Origin of the sequence: Christiangramia sp. OXR-203, from assembly GCF_034372165.1 — a bacterium.
GTDB lineage: Bacteria > Bacteroidota > Bacteroidia > Flavobacteriales > Flavobacteriaceae > Christiangramia.
The window spans coordinates 1392574-1419319 of the sequence record NZ_CP139698.1; the positions used below are offsets into that span (position 1 = coordinate 1392574).

The 26746-nt window shown below is 36.7% G+C and carries 17 protein-coding genes; 3 read left to right on the top strand and 14 right to left on the bottom strand.

All coding sequences use genetic code 11. From position 1 onward, the window contains the following. Positions 1-186: 186 nt before the first annotated feature. The 7 genes from T8I65_RS06330 to T8I65_RS06360 all read right to left on the bottom strand — a co-directional run bounded on the left by T8I65_RS06330 (position 187) and on the right by T8I65_RS06360 (position 8564). Positions 187-852, bottom strand: coding sequence for a DNA-binding response regulator (locus T8I65_RS06330; RefSeq protein ID WP_322302557.1), 666 nt, complete (start codon positions 850-852; stop codon positions 187-189). A gap of 7 nt (positions 853-859) precedes the next feature. Beyond that, a complete protein-coding gene (locus tag T8I65_RS06335) occupies positions 860-2779 on the bottom strand; it encodes a tetratricopeptide repeat-containing sensor histidine kinase (RefSeq protein WP_322302558.1) in 1920 nt (639 codons plus the stop codon). A 273-nt stretch (positions 2780-3052) separates the two neighbouring features. Beyond that, the gene (locus T8I65_RS06340; RefSeq protein ID WP_322302559.1) at positions 3053-3973 is read right to left on the bottom strand and encodes a YitT family protein; all 921 of its coding nucleotides are present in this window, start codon (positions 3971-3973) and stop codon (positions 3053-3055) included. A 29-nt stretch (positions 3974-4002) separates the two neighbouring features. Next, entirely contained in the window at positions 4003-4185 is a 183-nt protein-coding gene (locus T8I65_RS06345; protein WP_322302560.1) for a Lacal_2735 family protein, read from the bottom strand. Positions 4186-4299: 114 nt separating this feature from the next. Beyond that, positions 4300-5421, bottom strand: coding sequence for a dimethylsulfonioproprionate lyase family protein (locus tag T8I65_RS06350; RefSeq protein ID WP_322302561.1), 1122 nt, complete (start codon positions 5419-5421; stop codon positions 4300-4302). 473 nt (positions 5422-5894) lie between these two features. Continuing rightward, a complete protein-coding gene (locus T8I65_RS06355; protein ID WP_322302562.1) occupies positions 5895-8195 on the bottom strand; it encodes an FdhF/YdeP family oxidoreductase in 2301 nt (766 codons plus the stop codon). Then, on the bottom strand, positions 8196-8564 hold the full coding sequence (locus T8I65_RS06360) for a DUF7009 family protein (RefSeq protein WP_322302563.1): 369 nt from the start codon (positions 8562-8564) through the stop codon (positions 8196-8198). A 288-nt stretch (positions 8565-8852) separates the two neighbouring features. Here T8I65_RS06360 and mobA point away from each other — a divergent pair, with 288 nt between their 5' ends. Then, a complete protein-coding gene (mobA, locus tag T8I65_RS06365; RefSeq protein WP_322302564.1) occupies positions 8853-9443 on the top strand; it encodes a molybdenum cofactor guanylyltransferase in 591 nt (196 codons plus the stop codon). 326 nt (positions 9444-9769) lie between these two features. On the opposite strand, the gene T8I65_RS06370 is transcribed toward mobA, so the two are convergent. The 7 genes from T8I65_RS06370 to T8I65_RS06400 form a co-directional block, all read right to left on the bottom strand. After that, positions 9770-10630, bottom strand: a complete 861-nt coding sequence (locus T8I65_RS06370; RefSeq protein WP_322302565.1) for a hypothetical protein — start codon at positions 10628-10630, stop codon at positions 9770-9772. 3 nt (positions 10631-10633) lie between these two features. Beyond that, positions 10634-14314 carry an ATP-binding protein gene (locus T8I65_RS06375; protein ID WP_322302566.1) on the bottom strand — a complete coding sequence of 1227 codons (3681 nt, stop codon included), beginning with the start codon at positions 14312-14314 and terminating at the stop codon, positions 10634-10636. Then, a complete protein-coding gene (locus T8I65_RS06380; protein ID WP_322302567.1) occupies positions 14298-14873 on the bottom strand; it encodes a condensin complex protein MksE in 576 nt (191 codons plus the stop codon). The genes T8I65_RS06375 and T8I65_RS06380 overlap by 17 nt, the downstream gene beginning before the upstream one ends. Next, entirely contained in the window at positions 14874-16028 is a 1155-nt protein-coding gene (locus T8I65_RS06385) for a hypothetical protein (protein WP_322302568.1), read from the bottom strand. A 434-nt stretch (positions 16029-16462) separates the two neighbouring features. After that, positions 16463-17446 carry a HipA domain-containing protein gene (locus T8I65_RS06390; protein ID WP_322302569.1) on the bottom strand — a complete coding sequence of 328 codons (984 nt, stop codon included), beginning with the start codon at positions 17444-17446 and terminating at the stop codon, positions 16463-16465. Further along, a complete protein-coding gene (locus tag T8I65_RS06395; RefSeq protein ID WP_322302570.1) occupies positions 17443-17775 on the bottom strand; it encodes a HipA N-terminal domain-containing protein in 333 nt (110 codons plus the stop codon). The genes T8I65_RS06390 and T8I65_RS06395 overlap by 4 nt, the downstream gene beginning before the upstream one ends. Before the next feature lie 7 nt (positions 17776-17782). Next, the gene (locus T8I65_RS06400; RefSeq protein WP_322302571.1) at positions 17783-17992 is read right to left on the bottom strand and encodes a helix-turn-helix domain-containing protein; all 210 of its coding nucleotides are present in this window, start codon (positions 17990-17992) and stop codon (positions 17783-17785) included. 533 nt (positions 17993-18525) lie between these two features. Here T8I65_RS06400 and T8I65_RS06405 point away from each other — a divergent pair. After that, positions 18526-22383 carry an SIR2 family protein gene (locus tag T8I65_RS06405; protein WP_322302572.1) on the top strand — a complete coding sequence of 1286 codons (3858 nt, stop codon included), beginning with the start codon at positions 18526-18528 and terminating at the stop codon, positions 22381-22383. A 417-nt stretch (positions 22384-22800) separates the two neighbouring features. Beyond that, the gene (locus tag T8I65_RS06410; protein WP_322302573.1) at positions 22801-26592 is read left to right on the top strand and encodes a hypothetical protein; all 3792 of its coding nucleotides are present in this window, start codon (positions 22801-22803) and stop codon (positions 26590-26592) included. Positions 26593-26746 lie beyond the last annotated feature (154 nt).

A 26746-nucleotide genomic window follows, 5' to 3' on the forward strand; every position in this document is an offset into this window, starting at 1 on the left:
GATTGGTGCCTTGCATGCAAAATAGTTTTCTTTTGAATGGTTAAAAGAAATGTCTTGTGGAAATGCTCAATGGAGAAAGTTAAACCTGTGTAATAATTCGAAGGAGATAATTATAAGATGAGAGCGATATAAACAAACTATTTGCAGGTAGGAGGAACAGCTTGGAATCTTTCGCTATTACTTGTATTATATCAATTGCAGATCCTTCATGATAGATATCAAATGCGGATTCGTATTCGCTTTAAATTCATCCCTCAATTCCTTCAGCCTTTTTTCGATCGCACTTTTACTACTTGGCTTGATATTCTTATCTTTTAATTCCTTTTGAATTTCGTCCTGGGTAAACCCATTTGCGAGATATTTTACAATATTGATTTCGAAATCATTTAATGTAAGCACGTTTTTCTGGTTTAGTATCTTTTCAATCGACGGAGAGTTATAGGCAGCCCCTTCATTCAAATTCAGGATTGCCTCTTTCAACTCTTTTAGTCCGCTTCGGTCTTTACAAATATAGGCATCTATATTACCGCTTGCCCAGAGTTCCCTGACTGTTTGAGGATGGTCTTCTATAGAGTTCACGATAACTTTAAGTTGAGGATCTTCGAGTTTTAATGCTGCGATCAGTTCTTTTCCGGAAGTCAGTTTTTCTTCCCGGTAATCTGGTTTGAAGGAAAGATCACATATTAATAGGTCATAAGGTTTGCCTTCGTGAATGGCTTTTTTTGCCAAAAGCCAGGCTTTATCACAATATTGCGCGTGATCTACCTGAGCAATTTTCAAGTCTTTTAAAACAAAAGCGACAGCATGATTTATACTGTCCATATCTTCAGCAACCAGAACTTTTTTAAACATGTGAAAATTATATGGGAATTTGAATTAAAACCTTCAATCCTTTTTCCTGTTCAGTTTCAAAATTAAGTTTTCCTTTGATAGAAAGAATACGGTTTTCCATATTTAGAAAACCATTACCAGATTGCAGACTTTGACGTGAAGTACCTATTCCATTATCAGAATACTGAATGTGCAACGTTCTGTTTTCTTCGGAAAATACAATAGCTACCAAACTGGCTTTACTATGTTTGTTCATATTGATCATGATCTCCTGAAGGACACGGTAAAGAATGATCTTTTTCTCCGGGCTTAAGCTTTTCCAGTTGATACTATTTTCCCCGCGAAGAATTAGTCTTGCATCCGCTGGTAAACTGGAACTAAGCGTGGAAAGTAAATGGGGTAAATAGTCTGCTCCTGTTGGTATACTACTGTTTTCCCTGGAAATATTACGTGTCCGGTTATAAATGTTTTCCAGCTTATCCATGAGTGTATTTGGAGCAATCGTATCCATGCCGCTCATGACATTGTAGACATCGTTTGCCAGTTCATCGTGGATCTTCTTGGAAATTCTGGATTCTGTACGATGCGCTTCGCGAATTTTATCCCTGGTATGTCTTTGTCTTAAATAATAGAAGCCGAATCCACCACTAACTAAGACCAGCAAACTTCCTAATGATAATATGATAATCTGGTCCTGCAGTTGCTCTTTCTCTATAGCCTGTAGAGCCGTTTGATCTTGTAATTGATCGATCTCTAATTCTTTCTGTTCTTCGTCAAATGTAATTTTAGCGAACATATTTTTAGCCTGAATACTTTCCGTACGTATGCTATCACTCAGCTCAATATAGCGTGTTGATAGTTCTTTGACCGACTCCATAGGCGATAGCTGGATCAACTTTTCCATGGCATTTAATTGAGCCGATTTACTATTGAGTTCCCTGGCAGTGAGAAACAGGCTATCTGCATAGAGTTTTGAAATATACTCATCACTATTCCGGTAATAATTAGCCAGATGATCATAACTGGCCAGAAGGCCATTTTTACCTTTGTTTAGTAGTCTTATATTCCTTGCTTCCAGCAATTCATCTTCCACATTAGTGGTAGAATCCTGCAACCACCTGGTGTAAGCCAGATTATCTAAGAACCTGGCCTTAGAGAGAATATTCGTTGATTCAGATCTACGAAGGATGTTTTCAAAAACAGCTATGGCTTCATTGTAATTCTTTTGATCCTGGAGAGAAAGTGCAATATTATTCAAATTACTTAAGCTATCTTTCACATTGGCAGCAAATCTTAGAGCATTTTGCCATTCGATGACAGCATCTTTGTAGAAACCCTGGTTACGGTATGCCGTTGCAATAATATTGTAAGCGGTACTAAAGTAAGTGGAGTCAATGGGATCCAGTAATTTGAGAGCTTCAGCAGCAGTTTCTTGAGCTCCGGTATAATCTGTTAATCTGCTTTGTGCATTAGCCATTTCTATGGCTCTTTCGCCGGCATTAGCAGAATCCCCGTTAGCCAGGTGTAATTCTTTAGAGACAAATGCATTCCTAAAATGTTCTTTATAATTATTTAAAGAGCGATGAATAATAGCTTTCCGGTAATATCCCAATGCTTCAAAGTGTGTATTATTAGTGGACCTAGCCTTTTCAATCATCTGGTCTGAATAGACCATAGAACTGTCATATTTCTTTAAACGATTATTAGAGTAAATTATCCCATCCAGTAACCATAGGCTTATAGTATCATTATTAAATTTTCCATTTGCCAGACCTTCCTTGAAAGTCTTTAGCATTACAGGGGCATCTTTAGCCTTTAACCCTTGCTGAAAATAATATTCTCCGGTTCCTGGTTTGATTTCTTCTGAATTGTTTTCAGAAGCCTGGTCACAAGCGATCAGGCTTAGACAAAGACAGAGGTAGCTCAGGAAATACTTTGAGATTTGCATTTAGCGAAAATATATAAAAACTGAGGAACCCAGAATACTTAATTGGAAAGTTTGAAAACTAGCAAAGAATGCAAGCCATTCCAGCCTTTGAAGACGAATTCCGAAGATCTTATAAAAATATTATGTCACGAAATGGAGCAAAATCTGAAGTTTATAAATCTCCATATAATTCTAACTATTTCTAATATAAATAATCACTTTTACTTCGGAATATCTAAATTTTAAAAATCAGTTCTTCTGAACATTATCGGGCCAGCTTCAGAATAATTAATATCAAATATCGATCTCATTATTCCGGAATAAGGTAGGGGAGAGCTCTCTTTGTTTGCTTCTCGTTAAATATTTCCGAAGAACGCCTCCAGAAACTCTGTTTACATCAAATTCTATAACAAAAGCATCCTTATCCACTTCGTGCAAAATTCTGTAAGCCTTTTTGGTGTCTATCCTGTTTACAACTGTATGGATGATCTTGAGATCCTGCTTTTCTCCCTGACTTCCGTAACCTTTACTACCGTTATAGATCGTTAAACCCTGACCTATGTTCTTAAGCAAAGCGATTTGCATTTCCTTAGATTTTTCAGTAACGATCATGAGTCCGACATAATCCTCGAAGCCTTCCAGAATAAGGTCTATAGTTTTTGCAGTAATAATATAGGTTAACACAGAGTACATGGCGACCTCGATCGAGAATAGTAAACTAGCCAGTAAAAAAAGCACCACATTGAACCAGAAAATGATAAGACCAATGGAAATTCCTGTTTTTTCATTGAGGAAAATACCCAGGATCTCGCTCCCGTCCAGAACAGATCCGTTTTTTATGGCGAGGCCAATTCCTGCGCCCAGAAATAAACCCCCGAATATTGAAATAAGCAATTTATCATCTGTGATGGATTGAAAGTTCTCGAAATGAATAATTAGGGAAAGTACAAGTACTGAAATGATTGACCGTATCACAGTTTTTCGTGAGATGGTAAACCAGCCTATGACAAAGAATGGTATGCTAATGATTGGCAGAATAATTGAAATTTCTATCCCTGTGAGTTTGCTTAGAAGAATTGAAATTCCGGTTACTCCGCCATCAAGAAAGCCGTTGGGAAGCAAAAAAGCTTTTAGTCCAAGGCTGGCCAGAAAAACTGCGAGTGCCAGCTGACCAATTTCCCAAACCAAATTTGCTTGTAAAAATCTTTTTATCATACAGTACGGTTCTTATTGAAATGAACCTCTCAGTTACCTTTTTCTGCTGATTTTATCTTATCTATTTCCTTCAAAATTTCATTGGCTGCATGCATTTTATCGTCACTCAATTTTCTATTACTGGTAGATAAGCGATGAGCTTCCTCAAGAAGTTGTTTGTATTTTAAATTTAATTTTTCAACTTCAGATTTCTTTTTAAATAAACCGAACATAACTTTTTCTTTAAATATAGGCTAAAGTCTTAATTATCCGGGTATTTCGAGGGGTTCTTTTATATCGTTAAACCAAATGTTGCGCTCTATTTCTGAAGGTTCATTGAAGGTTATCTAATATTTCAGCTTTGTTAGCTGGCATTGTATTTTTTCACCTCTGGCGGCTGGTTTGCCAGGTTCTTCAGCACATTCACACAACATTGTAGATCCGTAGTCATTGAGTTTTTCATGAGCGTCGGAGCGTGCCCAAATGGATACAAGCGCATTTTCTTCCGGATCTTCTTCACAGTCCCCGTCAATTTCAAATGCATGAATAGTATTTTCGTAAAAATAGACCAAAGGATCCCGATCATACGATGAAGTGGTCCACATTCTGAATTCATCAGGCATTCCCGTATCAAACTGAACAACTCGTTCATTTTCATTTTCTGAAATGGTTTTCAACTTTTCGTTAGTATCCCTGATGGCAAAAGTTTTAAATTGATTTACACAGGATGGCTGGCGCATCGTATAATACAATTCAGAAGTAGCGTGGTTATGGTAAGGATATAAAGTGTTCACCGCCTGAACGGTCATTCCAACCTCGGCACCAACTTTTTGTCCGTTAACCTCTTCAATGCGTAACAATCCCCAATGTCCCAGGATTTCAGCATAAGCATATCCACCTCTTACATTTGCGAAATTTTTTTGATTCCTGTCACTTTCTTCAGCATACATTGGGAACCAGCCTACAGACGCCCAAAGATTTGGTAGTGATCTGGCACTTACATCATAAGGGAAATTTCTAGGTGACTTTACCTTTTCACCGGTCACCATTTTATAGAAATTCTCAGAGAAGGTATAACCTTTAGCTTTCACTTCTGGATCGCTAACTTTAGTTTCAAAAAATTCTTGAAAAGTGGTCCTGTCAAGCCATTTTGCGACTTCAGATCTTGCCTCCAGTTCACCGCCGGGACTATAGAGCCAGTCAACATTTCCTCTTGCAGCGAAGCATGCTTTTGCAGCTTCAGGATTGTGCAGGATCTGGTAAATGTTCTTGACCATTAATTGCATATCGCGACGCTCCATCACACATAACTGACTAATTCCATCCACAGTTTCATAAGTTGCCACGTCTGAATCAATACACGAACTTCCATCTGGAGAAGTTGTCAAAGCCACCGCATAGGCTTCAAGATATTGCAGGGATTCTTCCCATAAAATATCGATATACTTCTGTTCCTCTTCGGAATACACTTCAGATTCTTCCAGGCATTTAAATTTTACATTTTTCAGATCTTCGGGATTGATAAAATCCGGAATTTTCTGTGCATAACTGGAGGTAATAGAACTAAGGAAAGAAGATAGTACTCATGATATAATTATAATTGTTGCTTCTCATTATGAATTTAGTTTTGTGACCAGAGAGATTTGTAAACTTTTAGTTGCCAGAAAAAATAGTAGGCATCTGGAAACAGTTGGTTCTATCTCTAAAATAGTTCAATTTTAATAAACTATTAAAGTTCTATCACTTCGGAAATATCTATCTGTATAATTTTACTTCCGAAGGACATGATTAAATTTTATCAACAGTCAGGCTTCAGGTTCGAGCTGAATTCTGAAGATTATGATTATTCCTGTTTTCAAGTAGCTTCCTTATTCCAGTTAGTTAGAGAAATCAATGTTAGCTCTTTTGAGAGTAATAAAAATTTCAATCAAATTAAGATCAACTAACTATCCTTTTCAATTTGAATCTTCACAGATTTGCTAATGGGTGTATTACTGCGCTCTGCAAAATGGTTGTAAGGAACGAGCGGATTGGTTTCCGGGAAATATGCTGCGATATTACCAGCTGGGATTTTATAAGGCAGTACTTTAAATTTGTAGGCGGTTCTTTTCTTGCCGTCATATGTGCTGGTTAAGTTCACAATTTCGAATTTCTTCAAATTGCGTTTTTCCATATCCTGCTCATTTATAAATATCACTCGACGCTCATTATATACTCCGCGATACCTATCGTCTAAGCCGTAAATAGTGGTATTAAACTGGTCATGACTTCTAATGGTCATCAACATTAATTCATCTTCCTGTAGCTGATGATCTGGAAGTTTATTTATAGTAATTTGTGCTCTGCCATTTGGCAGCATACTAAAATCTCTATGCCGTGCATTGTTTGGAAGGTAATATCCAAAACCTTTAGATCGCTCACTGGTCTTCTCAAATCCTTTTGCTACCAGATCTATTTTTTCCCGAATGAGTTCGTAATCTTCTCCCATTGCTTTCCAGGCCACAGAATGATTTCCTTTAAAAAAAGTATGACCTAGATTCCCCACAATTTCTGGTTCGCTCATAATATTGCTGGAAGCAGGTTTTAGAACACCCTTAGATTGCCGGATTCGTCCCATACTACTTTCCATTGTCAGGAAACGCGGATTTCCGTTTTTCTCATCTTTTTCAGATCTTCCAAACGTAGGCAGAATCAATGCTTTTTTACCTGTTACCAGGTGCGAGCGGTTTAATTTGGTACTAATTTGCACCGTTAGCTTACAATTTCTCAGTGCCTGTGCAGTATAATCTGTATCTGAAGCGGCCATTAAAAAGTTACCTCCAAGAGCGATAAAAACATTGGCTTTCCCTTCGTGCATCGCCTCCATAGATTCTACGACATCGATTCCCTTTTCAGTTGGCGGATCAAATCCCATATATTTTTTAATACGCTCATTAAGATCTTCATCTACAAAGTGCATTATTCCCACACTTCTATCGCCCTGCACATTACTATGACCACGCACGGGGCAGGTACCGGCATTTTCCTTACCAATAGCTCCTTTTAGAAGCAATAGGTTCACGTATTCCCGAATGGTCTCCACACCATTTTTATGTTGAGTAAGTCCCATGGCCCAACAGACAATAATTTTGGTCTTTTTGGCAAGTACATCTACTGCTTGATTTATTTTTTCATTAGAAACTCCCGTTAAAGCGAGTAATTCTTCTTCATCGAAGGATTTTAGATCGTCTATCAATTCTGAATATCCTTGAGTGTAGTCTTTTAAAAATTCATGGTCAAAAACCGTTTGATCTAAAGCATCTTTTTCAGCAAGACGTTTGAGAATTAATTTTACCAAAGGAATATCCTGGTTGATATTGACTGCTAAGTGTAAGTCGGCAATATCTTCACCGCTACCCAGTAAACCCTTTACGTTTTTGGGATTTTTAAAATTAACCAGTCCGGTTTCTTCTAACGGATTTATAGCAATAATATAGCCGCCGTTTTCCTTGCATTTTTCGAGTGCCGAGAGCATTCTTGGATGATTAGTTCCCGGATTTTGTCCTGCGATTATCACCACTTCAGCTTCATAGAAATCTTCCAGTTTCGTACTTCCTTTTCCAATTCCAAGGGTTTCATCAAGGGCGACTCCGCTAGATTCATGGCACATATTGCTGCAATCTGGCATATTATTAGTTCCGAAAGCACGAACAAACATTCCGTATAAAAAGGCAGCTTCATTGCTGGAACGCCCGGAAGTATAGAAAATAGCTTCATTTGGAGAATCTAGACTGCGTAATTCTTCGGAAATTAATTCAAACGCGTCCTGCCAGGAAATACTTTCGTAATGAATGCTACCTTCACGTAAAACAAGCGGTTCTATAAGTCGGCCGAATTTATTTAGCTGAAAATCACTTAATTCAGAAAGTTCTTCTACTGAATATTTCTGAAAGAAAACGGCATCAATATGACTATGCGTAGCTTCATCTGCCAGCGCTTTTGCTCCATTCTCACAATATTCCCCAATTTTAGAAGGATGTTCGGGATCTGGCCAGGCACAGCTAGGGCAGTCAAAACCATCTTGCTGATTGATCGTAAAGAGAGCTCGCATGGAATCCACAACTCCCATTTCTTTGAAGGTGTGCTTTACGGTTTCCCTAATTCCTAGTTTTCCTGCAGCATGGGTTACTGGATCTTTAAATTCGAGTTCCTGAAATTTAACGGGTCCTCTGTGATTTACGTTTCTATCGATTTTCTTTTCCATCTAGAGCGCAAGAGATTTTGGGTTTGGATAATTATTAGATTCGTCTTCGCCGCGATCTTCCAGACAGGTAAAATCTTTCTCGAGGAGGATGTCTATAGTTTTGCCATTAGAAGTGACTAAAGTATGAGAAAATCCTACCCGGTTGTTAGTTTCCCAATTTTCAATGAGTGAATCTGAAATTTCTAAGGAGATCTTATTATTTGCAAAATGAATATTTAACTGCTCAGTTGTTGCAACTTTCACTTCATAAGCGAAATCCAGGTTTGGGAAATTTGTGATTTCTTCAATAGATCCTTTGGTGCATAATTGTTCCACTTCATTTTTCGTCAATCTATACCTAACCGAATTACCTCGAATCCTTATTTTCATATGAATGTGATTTTATTGGCTGCTGACTTTTTCAAACAACCATTTAAAGTTAAGCCTATTGGTTTTAATTATGGGTAAGAATATTACCGTAAATAAACCTTTTAAGGTGCTTTTAAGGTTTGTTGTAGTTTATGATTGATTCGGAATAAGAAACGATGTAAACAGTCTGGGTTTCGAGCTGTAATTAATCAATTAAGTGTTTGCTCATTTACACTAGATCCAGATTTCCAAACCGAAGTTTGTCTTTTCCGAATTAGCTTATTTTTATATTCTGAAATTCAATTGAAAGTGATAGAAAAAGAAGCGATCGAGGTTTTTATACTTGCAGGAGGAAAAAGCAGAAGAATGGGAACAGACAAAGGTCTGCTCAATTTTAAAGGAACGCCCATGATAATGCATATCATAAAGCTTCTCGACAAATTAGACTTGAAAACTAGTATTATTAGTAGTAACCAGGAATATTTAAAATTCGGTAAACCTATGTATACCGATCTTATTCCGAAGAAAGGACCACTAGGGGGATTATATACTGCTATTGAATACTCTAATGCTCCAATGGTTCTATTGCTAGCTTGCGATATGCCTTCAATTAATAGGAAAGGAATACAGAGTTTGATGACTGTAGCCGAACCCGGGAAAATAGCTATAGCAACTGATAGGACACAAATCTCTCCGCTTTTTGCATGCTATCCGAGATCATTAAAAGACAAGGTGGTGAATGCACTTTTAGCCGATGAACTAAAAATGCAGGATTTTATTTCAAAGCAATCTCATGTCGTTTTAGATCTAAACTCACTTGGGAATAAAGAGATCTTACAGAATTTAAATACTATAGAAGAATTGAAAGCTGCTGAAAGCATGGGAAATGCTGATGATTAGTTGTTATGATTATTAGACATATTTTACCAATTCCCGCTACTAAGCTCTTAATACTGAAGCTAAAGGTTGAATTTTAGCGCTTATAAAATTGGTGATATTCGTTTTTTTTCTATTTCCCAATACAGAAGTTATCAATTCCCGGTTTCATTGGGCTTAGCCGATAATGAGGTGTAATCCAGGTACAAACCCATTTTCAACATCTCAAGATAAATTGAAATTTGCTGAGAAATATTTAGTCTTTTCTTTCTTTACTGATTTTTATGTAATGAATATTTTACTTAATAAACGTAAATTGAGTTAATTTTATAGTTCGGGTTTGTTTTTTTTTATTTTTCAGACTCTACAATTAATCTTTCCTGATCTAACCCTTTCTTATATTTATGAAGCAAACTAATAAGACTTAAGATTTCTACTTCATCAATCCTCGAAATATTAAAGTTAATTTTTTGAGTATTATATCTTGTTCGACTACCCGAATTCTTTAATAGTTCCTCTAAACCTTCAGGAATAAAAAACCGGCTTTTATCAGGGAAATTTTTTTGGTATTCATTTAAATAAATGCCGATTCCGGCCATATCAAAATCACCAAAATGGAGATAATTATTGGGTATGGATTTCATCCAGGTAATGAAATCTTTATTTTGGCTTTGGGGATAGCGGTTTATAAATAACGGACGGATATTTTTAAACAAATAAGCCTGTCCCTTTAATCTTCTAAAATTCTCAGAATTTTCTACCCCCACAATGGTGACATCGGGAGCAGGGATAAATTTTTCGAAGTCATAGATGAAATTGAAAATTCCCTCTACAGGTTCGATTAAAATTTCTTCTGAATTTAATGTTGCAGGAATAGGAGTAAGGCTGTTCACTAAAAATCCTTTAAAGGTCCGAACGGACTTTAGTTTAGAATCCCCTGTGACATTCACAAGGAATGCACGTGAGCTATCGCCTTCCTCCAAAGCCGCAACGTAGGCTTGCAGATCTTTAATGGAAAATCTGGTGTGGAGGTACAAATCCAGCTTTTCTTGATTGGCTAAGCCCACTGTTTTCCTGATCTTCCCGGTTCGAAATAAAATATTTTCCTGAATGAGATCTTCAATTACAGCGTGTTTAGCGGCACTTCCGGGGAGTATCGTACCATTAGATAATTCTAAAAGAACTTTTGCTATGCGAAGAGGAAGTTTCATATACTACAGGCTTTTCGCTGCCGGTACCTTTTGTACCAGTCGTTTTACCGTGGTGAAATTTTTGCTGTTTTTGGACAGGATGTAGGTGTAGCGGTATTCCGTTGCGTTGTAACTGGTGGGAGAACCGTTGATCAACAGGATATTCCGGTCATTGGCAAATTTCAGAATACCTTTTACATTGTTGGGGTGAAGCCTGCCAATCTCATCCATCATGCAGTGAAGCTTGAAATCCTTAAACTTTTTTGAAGCATTGTCCTTAAACACATTCAGCAGCATAATATTGATCATTGCTTTCACCAGCACATCGGTTCCTTCAGACCCTACGTTGGAAAGCTTTTCCACCCATTGGGAATCATTGTCATTTTCAACGATCCTGAATTCCAGCCCAAAAGAATCAGAAAGTTTCAGTTCATCCGCTTTAAAAAGGTTGATCTCTGTGAGTAATTGCTTAAGCAGCTTTACCGCCCGGGCATTACTGGAGTTCTGATCATCTGAAGAAAAAAGATTGGTTTCACCCAATTGCATTCCGTTTTCATCATTGAAGGCTTTTATTTCAAGCAGGATCTTCATGATCTTATTGGAACTTTCCACGGTTCTCATCGCCATACTTTTTATAGCCCCTACAAAGTTTCTGTTTTCAAAATCTGAATTGATCTTTTGGATTACCCGGTTAATCTCTCCTTCTTTAGAAAGCATTTCCCCGGTCTCTTTTCCAATTTGCCTTATAATGTGTGAAAAACGTTCATTCACCCGTACTTCATATTCTGCAATTTTATCTTCCTCTAAGAATTCCTTTAGGTCTTCGGCAAAATTCAGGTAATTATTGGTGCTGTTGAAGCGGGTTGGGAAATTGAATATGTTATCTTCGGCAAAATTTCCCGCAAACCTGGTAATTGCTTCCTGCAGGGTCCTTAGTTTTTCAATGCCGGAATAGTGTTTTTCTGTTATGTTTTCAATCATTTTGCTTCCGCTAAGGGCTGTTTTGTCCTTTTCATTAAACTGATTTAAAAGCCTCTCAACTTCGGGAAACCATTGCAGCTTCCTGAAATCCTCATACTTCTCCAGGTCCTGCAGGATCTGTCCCAATTGATTTTTCAGTTCTTTTACCTTTTCTGTCTTATTTTTAAGATCTTCGAGAAGGTGGTGTTCCTTACTCCTGTATTCTGCTTCTGTTCCTTCCAGTTCTTTATTTAATAATGATCGGCGGTTCCTGAGGTCGGGTTCTTTATCAAATAATTCCCGCTTGTCCTTGTGATATTCAATAACCAGCGTATTATTGGATTCAATAAGATCCAACTCCAGGTCTATTTCCTCCAGATTTTTGTCAATTTCTTCGATCCGCCCGGTATCTGCTCCTTGTTTATCGAGTTCAGATTTCTCCTGCGCTTTTATCTCTTTTGTTCGTGAGGCAATTTCCTTTTCTCTTTCTTTTACCTGTTCATTCAATTGCTGAAGAAGGTATTTTAAATTTGCTTTCTCCTGAAGCAGCAGGTCTTTCTTTTCTTTGATTTTAGCTGAAATTTCTCTCTTTAGCCTTGCTAGTAATTTGTCCAAAGCATCTTTCGCGTCCTGTTTTTCCGCGGCTAAATTTTTCCGGTCCTCCTGAAGTTTTTCCAGGGCCTTTGTTTTTTCTGCAGCTGCTTTTTGCTTCAGTTCATGAAGTGAATTTTCTTTTTTAGTAAGCTTCTGTGAAAATTGCTCCTTTTGATAGCTATTAGAGGAAATCTGTTCCTTCAGGCTATTGATCTTGGGACGGAATTTTCTTTTTAAATTTTCCTTTACTTTTTCCAGGTTTTCTACGGCTTCTTTTTTCCTTGACTGTAGTTTTTCCGCTTCTTCTGAAAGTTCCTGAATTTTCTCCTCATATTCTTCCAGAGTTTTTACCTGTTTGTCAATAGCGCTTAGATCAAGCTGCACCCCATAAAAGCTACCAGAATTTCCCTCGCTTAATTGGGGACTTAGATCTTTGCTGAAGAGTATGTTATCTTCATCCACCACTTTTCCAATAGAGCTATGCCAGTTTGGAAGGTTCGTGTTGAGCCATTCATAAAAAGAGCCTTTGCTGTCATCTATTTTTCTTTGAACGGTCTCTATTTTTTTATTGGTTTCCTGAAGTGATCTTTCCAGATCATCTAATATAGCCTTAGAACCATTTTCTGCCTTTGCATTTTCCAGTTCCCATTCTTTTTTCAGGTGGTCTTTTTCCTTTCCGGAATTTTCTATGGTAGCTTTGGCAGTAATTATTTGTTGTTCCAGATCTTTTTTCTCCTCTTCCAGGGCTTTTGTTTCAGACTTAAAAAGAGGTGTATGTTTAATTTTTACTTCTTTAATTTTTAATTCCTGTAAGGAGTAGTCTTTATCCTGCATTTCATTTTCAGCAAGTTTGATTGCCTCGCGGTGCTGTTTTTCTATCTGTGCGATCAGGTTCTCATATTTTTCCTGCAGGTTTTCTTTATAAGTGCCAAAGCTCTCCTGGTGCTCTAGTCTTTCCCCGGTGATCTTATTTTTAAATTTTTCAAGTTGCGTTTCAAGTTGATCCAGCATGGCCCGGTATTGTTGTTCAATGGCCTCGAATTTCCCGGTAAGCAGCTTTCGTTCCTCCTCTAAGTTTTGTTTGTTGAAAATTAGGCCCGACTTTCTTTCAGCCCTGGATAAAATGGTTCTAATATTTTTGGCTTCGTAAACCTTATTTTTCTCTTTCAGCTCTTTAAGTTGACTGGAGATAATTCCAATGTTTGTTTGCAGTTGTTTTTGGTTTTTTTCAAAGTTGGCTTTAAGAGCGTTCAGACGATCCCCGGCTTTTGTTTCCGCCACCGTGGCTTTTTCCAGTTCCTTTTCTATTTCAGGCCTGGTGGATTTGACACTATTAAGGAACCAGCCTAATTGTCTGGAAGAACTTTTCTTTTCCTGTTCCACAAATAAATAGGAACGGTTGGCGGCGGCCACAGCTTCAGCCTGGGAACGCACGATAATCTTTCCGGCTTTGTTTTTTTGGGACCAGATCTTTATATCATTCAGCTCTGTTTCAAAATTCCGTAAGTGGTTGTGGGCATAGGTGCTTAGATCGATCTTTATCTCTTCCTCGCTTAGGGATTTTATAATGGTTTCTTTGATAAAAGCGGCATCCAGTTTAGAATTCAAAAATACATTCTGAATGGTTCGCGGAATATTCTGATACTGCCTGCTTTCCAGAAGAGCATATTTTCTGAATTCAGTTGCCAAACCTTTGTTGTTTCCGTAGAGAATATTGCGATAATCCTCGTAATTGCTGATAATCTTTGTATAATAGACTTCCCTTCCAAAAGCCGTTGTCTGTTCAAAAGTGGGAAAAGCTTTTCCGGTGTCATCTATAAAGTATTTCTTATCATACCTGGCATCAAAGAAACGAAACGCCACCCGTCCCTGAGATTTAAAGGCTATAACAGAATAGATGATATCCTCGCGTTTTACCTCAAAAATGATATACGAATTTTGATAGGGAAAATAATATTGATCAAAGTTCTTTTTTTCACGTGGAATACCCAGCTTTGTTTTATCGGCATTATAAAAGAACAGGATAGCTCTTAACAAAGTACTTTTTCCTACGCCCTGCGTACCTATTAGATGGACATTTCCATCTAGGCTAATTTCTGCATATTGTGCCGCAGCACTGTTTATAAAGATAATTTTATTCAGGGATCTCATTGGCGATATCTTCAGGGATATGTAAGGACATAATTAATTCTTCCAGGTACTCAAAGGAGGATAGCACTTTAAAGGTGTTAGTAATCTCATCCTGCAATTCCAAAAAATTGTCTTTTAATAAGTAGTCAACGAGTTTGGAAACAGCTTCTGTGTGATTAGCTTTTTTTGTGATCCTTTTCAAGGAAGTCAGTTTCGATTTAAGGTCGACATCGGTATTCAGGCGCACGGTAATATCTGCAATGTTAAACCGAAATCCGGAGCCAAAAGAATGATCATAGGTTTTAAAAAAATCCAAAATATCTATCCATTTAAAAGCGATCTCGATTTTACGCTCCAAGTTCACTTTTGTTTCATTTCTACTGAAATAAAAGTATCCATTCCCTTTTTCCAGAATAAAATTGATATTCTCGAAATAGGAGACGAGTAGCTCGAAATGATCTTCATCCTCCAAGACATTAAATAATTTGCGATCAAGATCTTTGGAGCTGTTAGAACAAATAAATTTTCCTTTGCTCAGCACTTCAAAGATCTCAGCCGTATGTTTAGGGAATTCCTGCATTTAATTCGATTTTGGGTAAACAAGTGTGTATTCAATATCCTGAAAAGTTTCATAGCTGGATGTGATCTCAAATAGTTCTTCATACTGTGATATCAACTGGCAATAAAGGGTCACCCGCTCTGCAAAAGAAACTTCTTTTAAAAAGTCGTAGTTCATTAAAAAATTAAAGAGATTATTTCCGGTAGCCATAAAATTGTTTTTCACCTCTTCCAGGTTGATCAAAACTTCCTCCTGTATTTGGGTATCCAGTTGATCGCGAGAAATGTTTTCAGCTACTGGAATCTTTATTTCTGCTTTTGTTTTGATTCGGCTGCTAATTCTTTTAATAGTCTCAAAAGCTTCATCTGTGGCCAGGAAATCGGGGGAAAGCTTTACAGGGTAGGTTGGTTGCTTTTCAAAGACCAATAAATTATGTTGACTTAATACTTTTATAATATCAGTACCAGCTTGAATAATAAACTGATCTTTCAAATATTTTACTTTCCGCAGTTTTTCTAAAATTCCACTTTGGTATTTTATCTGGTTCAGGAATTCGATGATCTGTTTTTCCGTTTCAATTAGATTGTGGGAGCATTCAATAAGATCGTGTTTGACCTGGATAATTATACCAATAAGTTCTTCATCCAATGCGGCTTTAAAGAATGTTTTCTCTTCGCTTGAAATTAACTTTTCGGTTTGATGGATTAGGTCTAGAATATCCCTTCTTTTAAGATCCAGGTTTTCCAGTTTTGCTTTCTTGTTCTTGTAATTGGGCTCGTTTTTAAAAGTAGTATCAATATTTCTTCGCAGATCAACCACATTTTTCAGAGTGTTTAATGCGATCTTTTTGAAAGTATTCTTTATAAACCTGAGGTAATTGTATCTCCTTATCTCATTTTTCTCATTCAGGAAATAATCAATATTTTCACGAACACTTCTAATGTTTTCATTGATATAGGAAGTATTGATTTCCTCATTTACTCCCAGTACATTTTCAAAAAACTCTAGGTACTGTGTATCAAGTTCAAGGTAATCTCCATTTTTATAAATAACCGAATGGTCTATAAGGAACTGAATCTTTTCCTCCTTATAATCTACCATCTCCAGTGCATAATCAAAGCGGTATGCCAGGGATTTTCTCTTGACGAACATTTCTGACAAAAGCTTTTCCTCCATTTGGAGGGCCCTGAGAAGTTCTCTTAAATTAGAAAAGGTGTTCATATAAAATAATAACCAGCAAAATCGGGAATTTTTATTTCATTACCATATTTTTTTCCAAGGTCTATCCAGAATCTGAATATTTACTGCCTTGTTTATCAGTAGGATTTTCTTTTTCCCTAAAAGTAGGAAAAGTTTGGAGGGACTAATAACCTATTCCTTTATATTGGAAACCATTAGTTTCAGGAAAAAGTTCCCGATTGCAGCGCTCCCGCAAACCAGGAAGGAGTTGATATATAGGGGTCCTATATGAATTAGGTTAGGGCAGGATGCATGTTATTAACCGATTAGGAAACTATTTATGTAAAATAGTCCGCCCGTCAGAGTACTAATTTTTACTTTCTTCAATCTTTAGCAACCTGTTCTTTTATTTCCAGAATTTAAACTATAGATTATAATTCCTCTTTAGTTAGTTTTTTTAATCGGGTTTGATAGGCCTGCAAATAGTTCCTTTTTGTTTTTTCGTCTAAAAAGGAAGCCATAGTTAGCGTATCTACCTGATCGGAACCGTTGAGCAAGGAAGCCATGATACTATTAAGCTGTTTCGAAGAGAGGCCTACATGTTCGGCCAGGACTTTAAATTGTCCGGCGACATGGGTTTGGACCAGGTGGGCTGGTAGTATACCGCCGTCTAATGCAAAATCACTATCCTCAATATGAATACGAGTATTCAGCAGGTCATATGCCGGACTTAAGCGGTGATCTCCCATGGGGGTTTCCAGGATCGCAAAATTCTTCAGGTGTGCATCACCGTTGGAAAATAGATAGTTGAACAACATGAGTTTAAATAATTTGGGAGTTTCCACGCGATAAGCCGGTAAAAATTTTTTAATCAGCTGAAATAGCTCTAGGTAATTCCCCTCATACTTATAATGTTCACCCTGCGTCTGAGGTGTTTTTCCGGCAAGAGACGCAAAATCTTCTTTAGCTTTTTTGATACCATCGCTCTTTACATCAAAACGTTTGGTAATATAAGCTGGAGCACCATTCTTAAAAAAGATTAGTGCATTCTCAGCAGTTTCAATATCAAATACCTGGCGCGCAATTTGCATGGTCAGGTGCTCATTTGCGGGCATTTGCTCGCGTTTTTTTCCGGAATTTGGAATAGGTTTTAAAATATATTGACCGTGTTCCCCTTCTTGAATCAGGCGCAGCTTATTTTTTTCTAAAAGCACTGAAAATTTTTCCTGTACCCCGGATATGGCTATACGCTTTTGATTGTCTTCAAATAGTTGATCTGTGGGTTGATTAGAGTTGGGCGCATCATAGGGAAGAACATGAGACACCTTACGACCTTCAAAAACACGTTTTAAACACGTTCTGCTATAGGTGTCAAAATTCGGGGCAAGGGTTCCAGGGCAATGGTCTATTTTCATACAGATTCTTTTATTTTTTCGACGGTGATGGCTCCCACGGTATCATAGCGAGCGGTAGTCATGAGAATACCAAAATAATCATCGGTATCCAGACGCTTGGCCTTACATACTTTTTGCCGGTTAGTTCCTTCCGGAAGCATATTATAAAAAAAAGGAAACAGGTATTTAGAATGATACACCGGCTGAGACCTTGGCAGGGTAAGACTAATAGAAGGATTCTGGGGATCGGATAGCCACATTTCCAGATACCGGAAGGTAAAACTACCATCATCATGTTGTTTCAGGATACCCGCTTTCTCACCTTTATAATAAATGGCTGCTTGTCTCATTTAAGATTTATATATTTTTTACCTGAAGAGTAATTTCCAAACCTAAAATATCGGTGATTTTTTGTAGTGATTTTAGGGTAGGGTTGGCCTGACCAGTTTCAATTTTATATATGGTATTAATTCCAAGATCCGCTATTTCTGCTAACTGGAACTGGGTAATTTTCATATTATCACGTCGCTCCTGAATAAGTAATCCGATTTTTTCTACTGCTGACATTTCGTATGCTATTTTTATTCCCCTTAATCCACACTGTAGTGTGGAATGAAAAGTCGAAAATTACAATGTAAACAAAAATACACTAAAAAACACACTTTAGTGTGAAATAGGATGTATTTTTCTGATAAATTGTATAAATTACCCTCAAAATCACAGTATAATGTGATTCTCGGTGGTTTAAAATAAGAAAAAAGCGAGGAAATAAGTGCGATAAGATAAGGAGGCCTTTTCCCCCCTTACACTACTTAAAGAATATTTTAAAGATCGGGTTGTTTATTTTTTAAGTAGTGTAAGGCAAAGGTCGTCAATTTTTTATTAAAAGCAATCACCGGAAGGATATACCTCGCAAATAGAATAGGTCAGGTGGGATTTTGGTTAAAAATATTATTTCAGAAATAATCAACGGGCCTCTTACTGAATGCTTTCAAATGCAGATTAACGTAAAATAAAAATTTCCAAAATGATAAATTAGTAAAAATTAATTTACATTATGAGTAAATCCGAATTAATCATAAAATAGTCTAATCCACTCCATGCCTTCCAAAGAAATCACCCAATTAAAGCATTTAAAAGATAAGCTCCGAAATCAGAAAATGTCTGTGTTAGTGGGCGCTGGTTTTAGTAAGAATGTAAGTAATATTTTTCCTTCCTGGTGGGAGTTACTGTATGATATGACATATTTTTTATTCGAATCGGATATTGAGGAATCCTGGAAGGATTTTAAGGTCAAAACGAAAAAACCCGGCGAGAGAAAGAAATTCATTGACCAGAAAATATCCTACTATATTTCAAAGACGGGTTATTTAAATATTGTCTCAGAATATCTTAAAAGAAAAGGCATCCGAGAAGCTATCACCTCATATATCGAAGAAAAAACACCCAACATCATCAGAGAAGGAAAGCATTCCTTTTTGGTAAATTCTTTAGGTGGAAAAAACAATAAGATAGTACTGAAATCCACGATGTTGTCTCAACATAGGTTGTTGTTACAGCTTCCCTGGAACAATATTTATACAACGAATTATGATAAGTTATTAGAGGAGGCTAATGATTCCTTAACTGCCAACAGTATCGATAATGAAATTTCTGAAATTCAACACGAGATTGATGTCCTTGAGAAGGAGGAAGCTACCCATCGAAGTAACTTAAGCAGATTGAAAGCAGAAAGAGATTCGCTTTCAAATAAAATAACCAGGCTGGAAAAAGATCCTAAACTGATGATGCCGATAGAAGAGAATCTGGAAGAATTAAAAGGCGATTTAGACCATAAAGATTCGGAGATAAGGAAATCCGAAATCCGTTTAACAGGGGTTCTAAAGAATATTAAGGATAAGGAAGCAGAGTTGCTGCAATTAAAAAAGGCACAGGAACTTTGTATTTCTACCGTGACAAAAGCTTCCGAATTAAGCATTAAGCGAAATAAGAATATCATCAAACTCCATGGAACTCTAAGAAAGAATGAAACCTACGGTTTCGATAATGATATCCAGAAGCAATATGTGATTGCTCAGGAGGATTACGACACCTATCCTGTAAAACATGAGGCATTTACTCAGTTAATGCGAATTTCTCTTTTGCAGGAATCTTATTGCCTCATCGGTTTCTCCGGGGATGATACCAATTTTCTGGAATGGATAAAATGGGTCCGGGAGATACTTCGCAGCAAAGAAAGTACGGATGATGACTATCAAATCTATTTGATCGATGTACAGGCTTCCCCGATTCCGAAAGAAAAAAGCCTCTTTTATGAAAATCACAGTATTTTCCCCATCAGATTAATGGATGATAAGGTCATTGATTTTTTGGAATCTAAAACCGGACGTTCGGTAACGTCTCGCACGAAGATCAAGGATGTCATTGAATTATTCTTTCAATACTTGAGAGGCAAGCATCAGGTAAACGTGGCAAAAGCAACCTTTGAGCACCTACAGTACTCAAAATATAAAAGAGCCTGGGAAATGCTTCCTCTTTTCACCAAAGGTGATCCTATTAATTTCCAGACATATCAAAATAGTTTAAAAAGGATGGTATCAGTGGAGCCATTTTCCTTATTTCCTTCCTTACATTTTGTTTACTCACACGATAAGCAACGATTCCTGTTTCATGCCTTACCATTACTGGAGAAAGCATCAACAAAAAAGGATAAAGAAACAGTATTAAATCTGATACTAATTGCATTACAGGATTGTTATTTGGGCGCTACTGACTTTGTATGGGAGCAAAAAAGCGAAGAAAAGATTACCGAATTTTTTGAGCGAAGCTCAAGTGCTATCCGTAATAAGTTTTTAAAGTTAAAACTTCGAGAAGCAGTCTTAAAATGTGAGCCTTGTCCATTTGAGAAAATACTTCACCGGCTACCGAAACGAAAAGATGATAAGATCAAATATGAAACATTGCTTCTAAAAGCCTTTCAGTTTGATTTCAAACATTTAAAAAAAGCCTTAAAGGCTTGGAATCCGAAAGGTAATTATCTGCTTAAAAAAACCGGATTACTTACTCTTTTCGATACGCGTTGGGCCTTTGAGTATGTCAAGGAGGAATTGGAACATTCCGAGCTCACCAATCAAGAAGAGTTATTTGTTTTAGAAATGTACCGCTATCTTCATCGGAGTTTATACCACACCAGCGAGAAGGAACTTATGGAAGCCATTCAGGGGTATAAAAATGCTGGCTTACGATCCATCTTTGATAATATTGATCACCTGACCGAAAGTATCAATAAGAATAAAATAAATCTTAAACGATACGGTGAAGGGCGTTTTAATGTTTCCCAAAGCATGACGTTTTCCAATGACTTTACGCCGGCTCAAAAAGGAGCACAGTTTATACAGCTATTATTAGAAAACGGGTTACCGGTATCAGTCGACCACATGAATCTAAAAAATCATGGTCAATGCTATCCACTATTTAGGGCAGTTTATAAGTATTTACCTTACCCGGTCATCTTTTTTGCATTACAATTTTCTGAACAAAAAATTCTCAGAAGATTAGGGCAGGATTATGCATATACAGAAGGATCTGATTTGGATTTGGATCAGATTCTCCAAAGGTTACTCTCCTCTTATCAAATGGAGGCGACTCCTCATCGATTCAAAGAAGGAATTTTATTTTTTACCTCGGAGTTGTTTATCGCTACAGATCCAGAAACATGGGAATTGGATTTTGAAAAAATTTGGAAGCTTGACGATTTTCAAAAAAGGGTCTATAGAGATCGTTGGGAGGCCGAAAGGATATTTATGACTGCTGGGCTCCCATATATAAAGAACTCTGATATAATTACCAGAATTATCATTTCCATTATAAAAACTCCGACCTCAAATATATCAGTTGAATTTTTATATAATCTGGCAAATAACCCTTTGCTTGAAAACAGAGGATTTCACTTACAAACTGCGGAGCTAACAAGAGAATTAGATTCACTTATAGGCGTCATGGACCAGGATGAGAATCATATATTCATGTTAGGTAATTTATCTTCCATTTTAAACGAAGCTCAAAAAAATCAAATTTTTCAAATGATAAAATCTGTTGAATTTGAAGCTATCAGGAATGAAAGGGTATGGTCAATTTTGATCTTTTTCTCCAAGGGAAACCAGTCGGTTCTTGGAAAGATTAAAAATGCTATTCTTCATAATAATAAGTTATTCAATGCAGGTTTCAAAGATAAAAAGTCGCTTTCTTCCGGTATTAATTTTATTGAAATATCCCGCCTTTCAAATTTCTATAGATCGGTCCATATCCAATGGTCTAAAAAGGAAGCCAGGGAAATTTTCAAGAAGATAAAATCCGAACTTACCAAGATCGAAGACTGGCTCAGTAAAAGAGACCATGACTTCAAGTTTATACTTAAAGAAATGCTATTATTTCTTGAGAAAGAAGAAAAGCATTTAAGTACTGAACCGGATTACCAGGAAGTACTTAAAAAGATACATGCTCTACATACCGAACACAGGGGGTATAATTCCTTGGTCGAGGGAATTTTAGCTACGGATCCTTCTGAGGTGATATGGGCCTTGAATGAATTATCCACGGAACTTTATGAGAAAAAATCTATTCGAAGTGTTAGTTTTGAAGTCGGTACAACCTTAAATAAACTCTTAACTCAAGCACCCCCTTCTTTAGAGGAAGCTTTAAAATACTTAGTCAATTGGATAACCCATAAAGATCTGGCTACAGAATTCAAAGCATATCACCATTTGATTAGCAGTGTTTTGGATAGATATACCAAGGATGAATTGGAGGATTGTAATAAACCCTATGTCTATAAGCAACTGATAGACATTGCTCAGGTATTGGAGGAGTGGGGTGTGGATACAGAAAGTGTAGTACACTGGAAAGATTATGCCTTGCAAACTTCCTTCAATAATATCCGATTTGCTACTAACCCTTGACTGATTAAGGGCAATAAATTCAATTTTATGACTCAGGAAACGGACAATGCATTAAATAGCGTTTTGGATTTTTAATTTTAAAATTTCCTAGTTGATAGAAGAATATACGGAATGAGAATTTTCAAAATTGTAATACTATGTGTAATATCCTTATGAAAACAAGGCTTAGTTGATATTGAGGTGTAATATAGGTGTACTTCTTTGATTTGTTATAACTGTTATTGGTTTACAAAATTATTTACCCATACCAAAAAAAGAAGTTTTTTATAAAACATTTGGATATTTTTGTTCTGCAAAGATAATAGAGGTGAATGGAATTCAGAAAATACTAATTCCAATCGCAATTTTTTATAAATCTTGTTACCCATTCATAAATTGATATCTTCGGAATTTAGAATTATATTCTGAATATCATCTATGAATACCATCACAGCCGATCAAATCAACCAGTTGGATTCCTCTCAATTGCCGTATCTATTATTGAAATTATTATACAATGAGCATCTAAGATATCACTTCCCCAATGTCTATATAAGCGTTCCGGAGAATATCAACAGAGCAGACGGTGGTGAAGATGGTCGATTGCAAACAAGCGATTCAAAAAACTCTCAGTGGATTAAAAACACTGACACCTTATTTCAGAGTAAGGCTGCAAAAATGCAGGTTAGCAAATGTCATGATGAAGTTCTGACCAAAAAGAAAGTCCTTAAACCCCGGGTTCGCGAAATTTTAGATAAAAAAGGGACTTATCTTCTCTTTACTAATGATTTACTAGTCCCAAATGACATCATCCCAAGAATAGCGGCTTTACGAAACGGGATCAAACAGGGGAAACTAAATGAAGGGTTATCGGAGGAGAATGCTGGTAATTATGCTGAGGAAGCAAAGCTGGAAATAATGGATGCCAATCTAATTCGAGACTGGACTAATCAATATATTACAGCGGTATCTTATGTCCAAAGATGTACACATCAAACTAAGCCTTTAGGTCTATTTACTTATGAAGAATTAAATTCATATCCTCATGAGGAGTTCAAATCCAACGATGACATTAATAAAATTATTAAGGAAGTACGTAAAATAATATATGAAGGGCAGCATGTGCGTATTGAAGGAGTATCAGGAATCGGTAAAACCCGATTGATCAATGAGGTATTCAATCCAGGTGAATTGAAAAATGAATCTTTTGACTTAATTCGAAAAGCCATTTCCGAACAAATGGTCTATTTTAATATTTCCGAAAATGCCAATGAAGTTTTAAATTATGTGAGGAGTCATGCTCAAGATCTTCAGGCTATTCTAGTCCTTGATAATTGCCCTCCTGATTTGCATATTAAATTTCAGGCGGAATGTGATCGTTATAATAGTCAACTAAAGATAGTTTCTTTGGATTTCGATCAACTTGCTCCGCGATATTCTAATACGGTTGCCATTTTTGAATTAAAAGATGAATTTTATAAGTCAATCACCGAACAGATCTTAACAGAAAAATATCATGGCGTACTTACCGATGCGGCTATTCGGTATCTTATCGATTTCTCAGAGGGAAATACGAAAATGGCCATTGATTTTGCCAACGCTACAATCAAGGATCAGAATCTTCATGAAATGGTCGATAATGATTTGATCAAAAAACTACTTTTTGGTCGCAATGATATAGTTGAAGAGGAATTCAGGATTTTAAAAATTTTAGCCATTTTTAAAGTGTTTGAATACCCAGGAATTGAATTATATGAGATAGATCGATCTCGGTATGATCAGTTACTGGAAGGGGTTGAATTTATATCAACTTTCTTCAAAATATCCAGAGAACATATTGAAAAAACAATCAAAAAATTTTTATTACGCGGGAATATTGAGCGTAGAGGAAATAAAATTATGGTCAGACCCAATGCATTAGCTTTGAAACTGGCGATTATTTTTTGGGAAGAAACTAGTCTTTCGGGAGGAGAAAATTTTATAAATTCTATCCCAAAATCCTATCAAGTTCCAATCGCAGAGCAGTTACAAAATTTGAAAGGAGCACAACATGCCAAAACTTTAGTAGGTCAATTATGGGGTTTTGATGGAAATTTTTCAACCGCGGAACTTTTAAATTCTAGAACGGGTTCACATCTTTTCCGCTCGGTTGTTATTGTGAACCCAGAAGCGACTACTGAGACCCTGGTTAAACATTATCTGAATAAGTCTAAGAATGACCTAAAGGGGGTGAAAGAAGGTCGTCAAAACCTGATTTGGGCCCTGGAGAGACTTTGTTTCAGAAAGGCTGTGTTTTATGATGCTACAAGAGTATTGATGTCTTTTGCGGTTTCAGAGAATGAATTCTTCTATAGCAACAATGCGACGAGTTATTTCAAACAACTTTTCAGCTTTCAGTTGGCCGGAACGGAAGTAGCTTATGTCGATCGTATTCCAGTACTAAAATGGGCCTTAGATAAAAAAGATTTTGACTTTGATAAATTAACACTAGAAACATGTGCTTCGGTACTCAATAAAACCATATACCATCGAATGATAGGAGCGGAGCATGAAGGGGGAGCAACGCCTTTAAAGGATTATGAACCAAAGACTATGGCGGAAGTGTATACCTATGTTGACGAGTTGTTGGAAATCTTAAAATGCTTTTTAGATTCTTCCAGTCAAGAATTACGACAAATCAGCCAGAAAGCTCTTGTCGGTTGTTTAAATGACTTGGATCGGTTAGGTTATGATGTTACCCAGTTAGGATCCTGCCTAAAAAAAATTGTTAATAACCCTATTGAGAAAAAAGAGGTCTTAGGCTCTTTAAATATTAGTCTAAATTCTCCGCATTCTTCAGACAAGTTAAAAGCATTGGTTGTAGAATTTATCGATTCGCTTGCCCCACAAAGTATTCCTGAAAAAATTGCGCAGATCGTTTCCGATCCTTATGTATACAATCGAGGAGAGGATCACGTGGAGCATAAAATAAAAACAATTAATTTAGCGAGGGAGATTCATGAAGATAGAATCTCGCTTGTTCCCTATGTGAAAAATTTAATGATAGGAACCCAATATCAGGGGTTAGAGTTTGGAGAATCCTATGGAGATATTCACGGATATGACCAGAAATTGCTAGACGCTATCCAGGATTTTCTGATGGATGTGGAAATTACGGCCTCTTGGAATACAGCCTTTTTAACGGGGTATTTGAATAACTTGCAAAAGTCTGAGGTACAAAAGGTTTTTAATCGATTTGTTGATCAGAAATCAGCTTTCGCTTTTGTGATTTTTCAAACGATGTCTCCGATACTTACCAACGCCAAAAAACTTTTAGATTTAATCGATGAAGGCGCAGATCCGGAGATGTATCGATTTGCCCGTCGTGAGCTTGCTAAATTGCCCCTCGATGAACTTGTCGAATACTTTCAAAACATGGAGGAACGTGATGAGTCCACAAAAGCACAAATTATTAAAATTGTTTATTGGTATATCAAGGATCATCAGAGGGAGGAATTAATGCAGGAAACCGAACTGGTAGAATATTTAAAAGGTTTTGTCAGACGCTCCAACCTGCTTGAGTTAGTATTAAATTCGAAGTTTACAGAATTTTATGAGTGGGAAGAATTAATGATATATCTTTTAACGGTGGATAGAACTACAGCAACTTTTGTGGCTCTCAATATCACCGAGACTTATAAAAATCGGGGAATAACCCAAAAGAGCGGTTATCATATCGCTAATGTAGCCAATAGTTCCTTAGTAGCTAACTGGGATGCTGCATGGCCTGTATATGGGGATCTGTTGATTAAAGAGGGGGAGGCTCTATTTTTTTCGGAGATTTTTGACATGAACTGGGTGACAGGAATTGAAAATTCCCATCCTTTTTTCAAGAATAAGAAACAGCGTAAAAAACTCGAAATATGGCTCCTTGACAATCCTCGAGCAGCAAAATGGATGATTCGCTATTTACCATTATATGGTGACGCTAATGGCTGGTTTTCATTGACAAGAAACCTTATAGATACTTTTGGAGAGGATCCTGATTTTTTGAATACTCTATCTAATAATTTACATTCTATGATGACCGCTGGTTCTCGCATACCCTATTTAAAATCGAGAATACGCATTCTTAAGGAACTAAAAGATCATGATTTTGAAAATATTCGATCTTGGGTTACAAGGGAAATTGAACATTTTGAAAAGGAAGTTAAAATGGAAAAAATTCGGGATGAAGAAACTGGACTATAATTTCTGACATACCTTTCAAGATCAAATCATTACCAGCTATATGGTGAAAATTATAAATGGATTTCCATAACAGTGCAATTCTAATTTATTTCCGGGAGCTAAAAAACCAGGTGATAGATTTTCATTATTAAAATCTTTACAATGTGTTCTTAAC

Bases quoted from the DNA above. Each gene is read 5' to 3' on its own strand.
- T8I65_RS06330 (WP_322302557.1), bottom strand. From the start codon at position 852: ATGTTTAAAAAAGTTCTGGTTGCTGAAGATATGGACAGTATAAATCAT.
- T8I65_RS06335 (WP_322302558.1), bottom strand. From the start codon at position 2,779: ATGCAAATCTCAAAGTATTTCCTGAGCTACCTCTGTCTTTGTCTAAGC.
- T8I65_RS06340 (WP_322302559.1), bottom strand. From the start codon at position 3,973: ATGATAAAAAGATTTTTACAAGCAAATTTGGTTTGGGAAATTGGTCAG.
- T8I65_RS06345 (WP_322302560.1), bottom strand. From the start codon at position 4,185: ATGTTCGGTTTATTTAAAAAGAAATCTGAAGTTGAAAAATTAAATTTA.
- T8I65_RS06355 (WP_322302562.1), bottom strand. From the start codon at position 8,195: ATGGAAAAGAAAATCGATAGAAACGTAAATCACAGAGGACCCGTTAAA.
- T8I65_RS06360 (WP_322302563.1), bottom strand. From the start codon at position 8,564: ATGAAAATAAGGATTCGAGGTAATTCGGTTAGGTATAGATTGACGAAA.
- T8I65_RS06370 (WP_322302565.1), bottom strand. From the start codon at position 10,630: ATGAAACTTCCTCTTCGCATAGCAAAAGTTCTTTTAGAATTATCTAAT.
- T8I65_RS06375 (WP_322302566.1), bottom strand. From the start codon at position 14,314: ATGAGATCCCTGAATAAAATTATCTTTATAAACAGTGCTGCGGCACAA.
- T8I65_RS06380 (WP_322302567.1), bottom strand. From the start codon at position 14,873: ATGCAGGAATTCCCTAAACATACGGCTGAGATCTTTGAAGTGCTGAGC.
- T8I65_RS06385 (WP_322302568.1), bottom strand. From the start codon at position 16,028: ATGGAGGAAAAGCTTTTGTCAGAAATGTTCGTCAAGAGAAAATCCCTG.
- T8I65_RS06390 (WP_322302569.1), bottom strand. From the start codon at position 17,446: ATGAAAATAGACCATTGCCCTGGAACCCTTGCCCCGAATTTTGACACC.
- T8I65_RS06395 (WP_322302570.1), bottom strand. From the start codon at position 17,775: ATGAGACAAGCAGCCATTTATTATAAAGGTGAGAAAGCGGGTATCCTG.
- T8I65_RS06400 (WP_322302571.1), bottom strand. From the start codon at position 17,992: ATGTCAGCAGTAGAAAAAATCGGATTACTTATTCAGGAGCGACGTGAT.
- T8I65_RS06405 (WP_322302572.1), top strand. From the start codon at position 18,526: ATGCCTTCCAAAGAAATCACCCAATTAAAGCATTTAAAAGATAAGCTC.
- T8I65_RS06410 (WP_322302573.1), top strand. From the start codon at position 22,801: ATGAATACCATCACAGCCGATCAAATCAACCAGTTGGATTCCTCTCAA.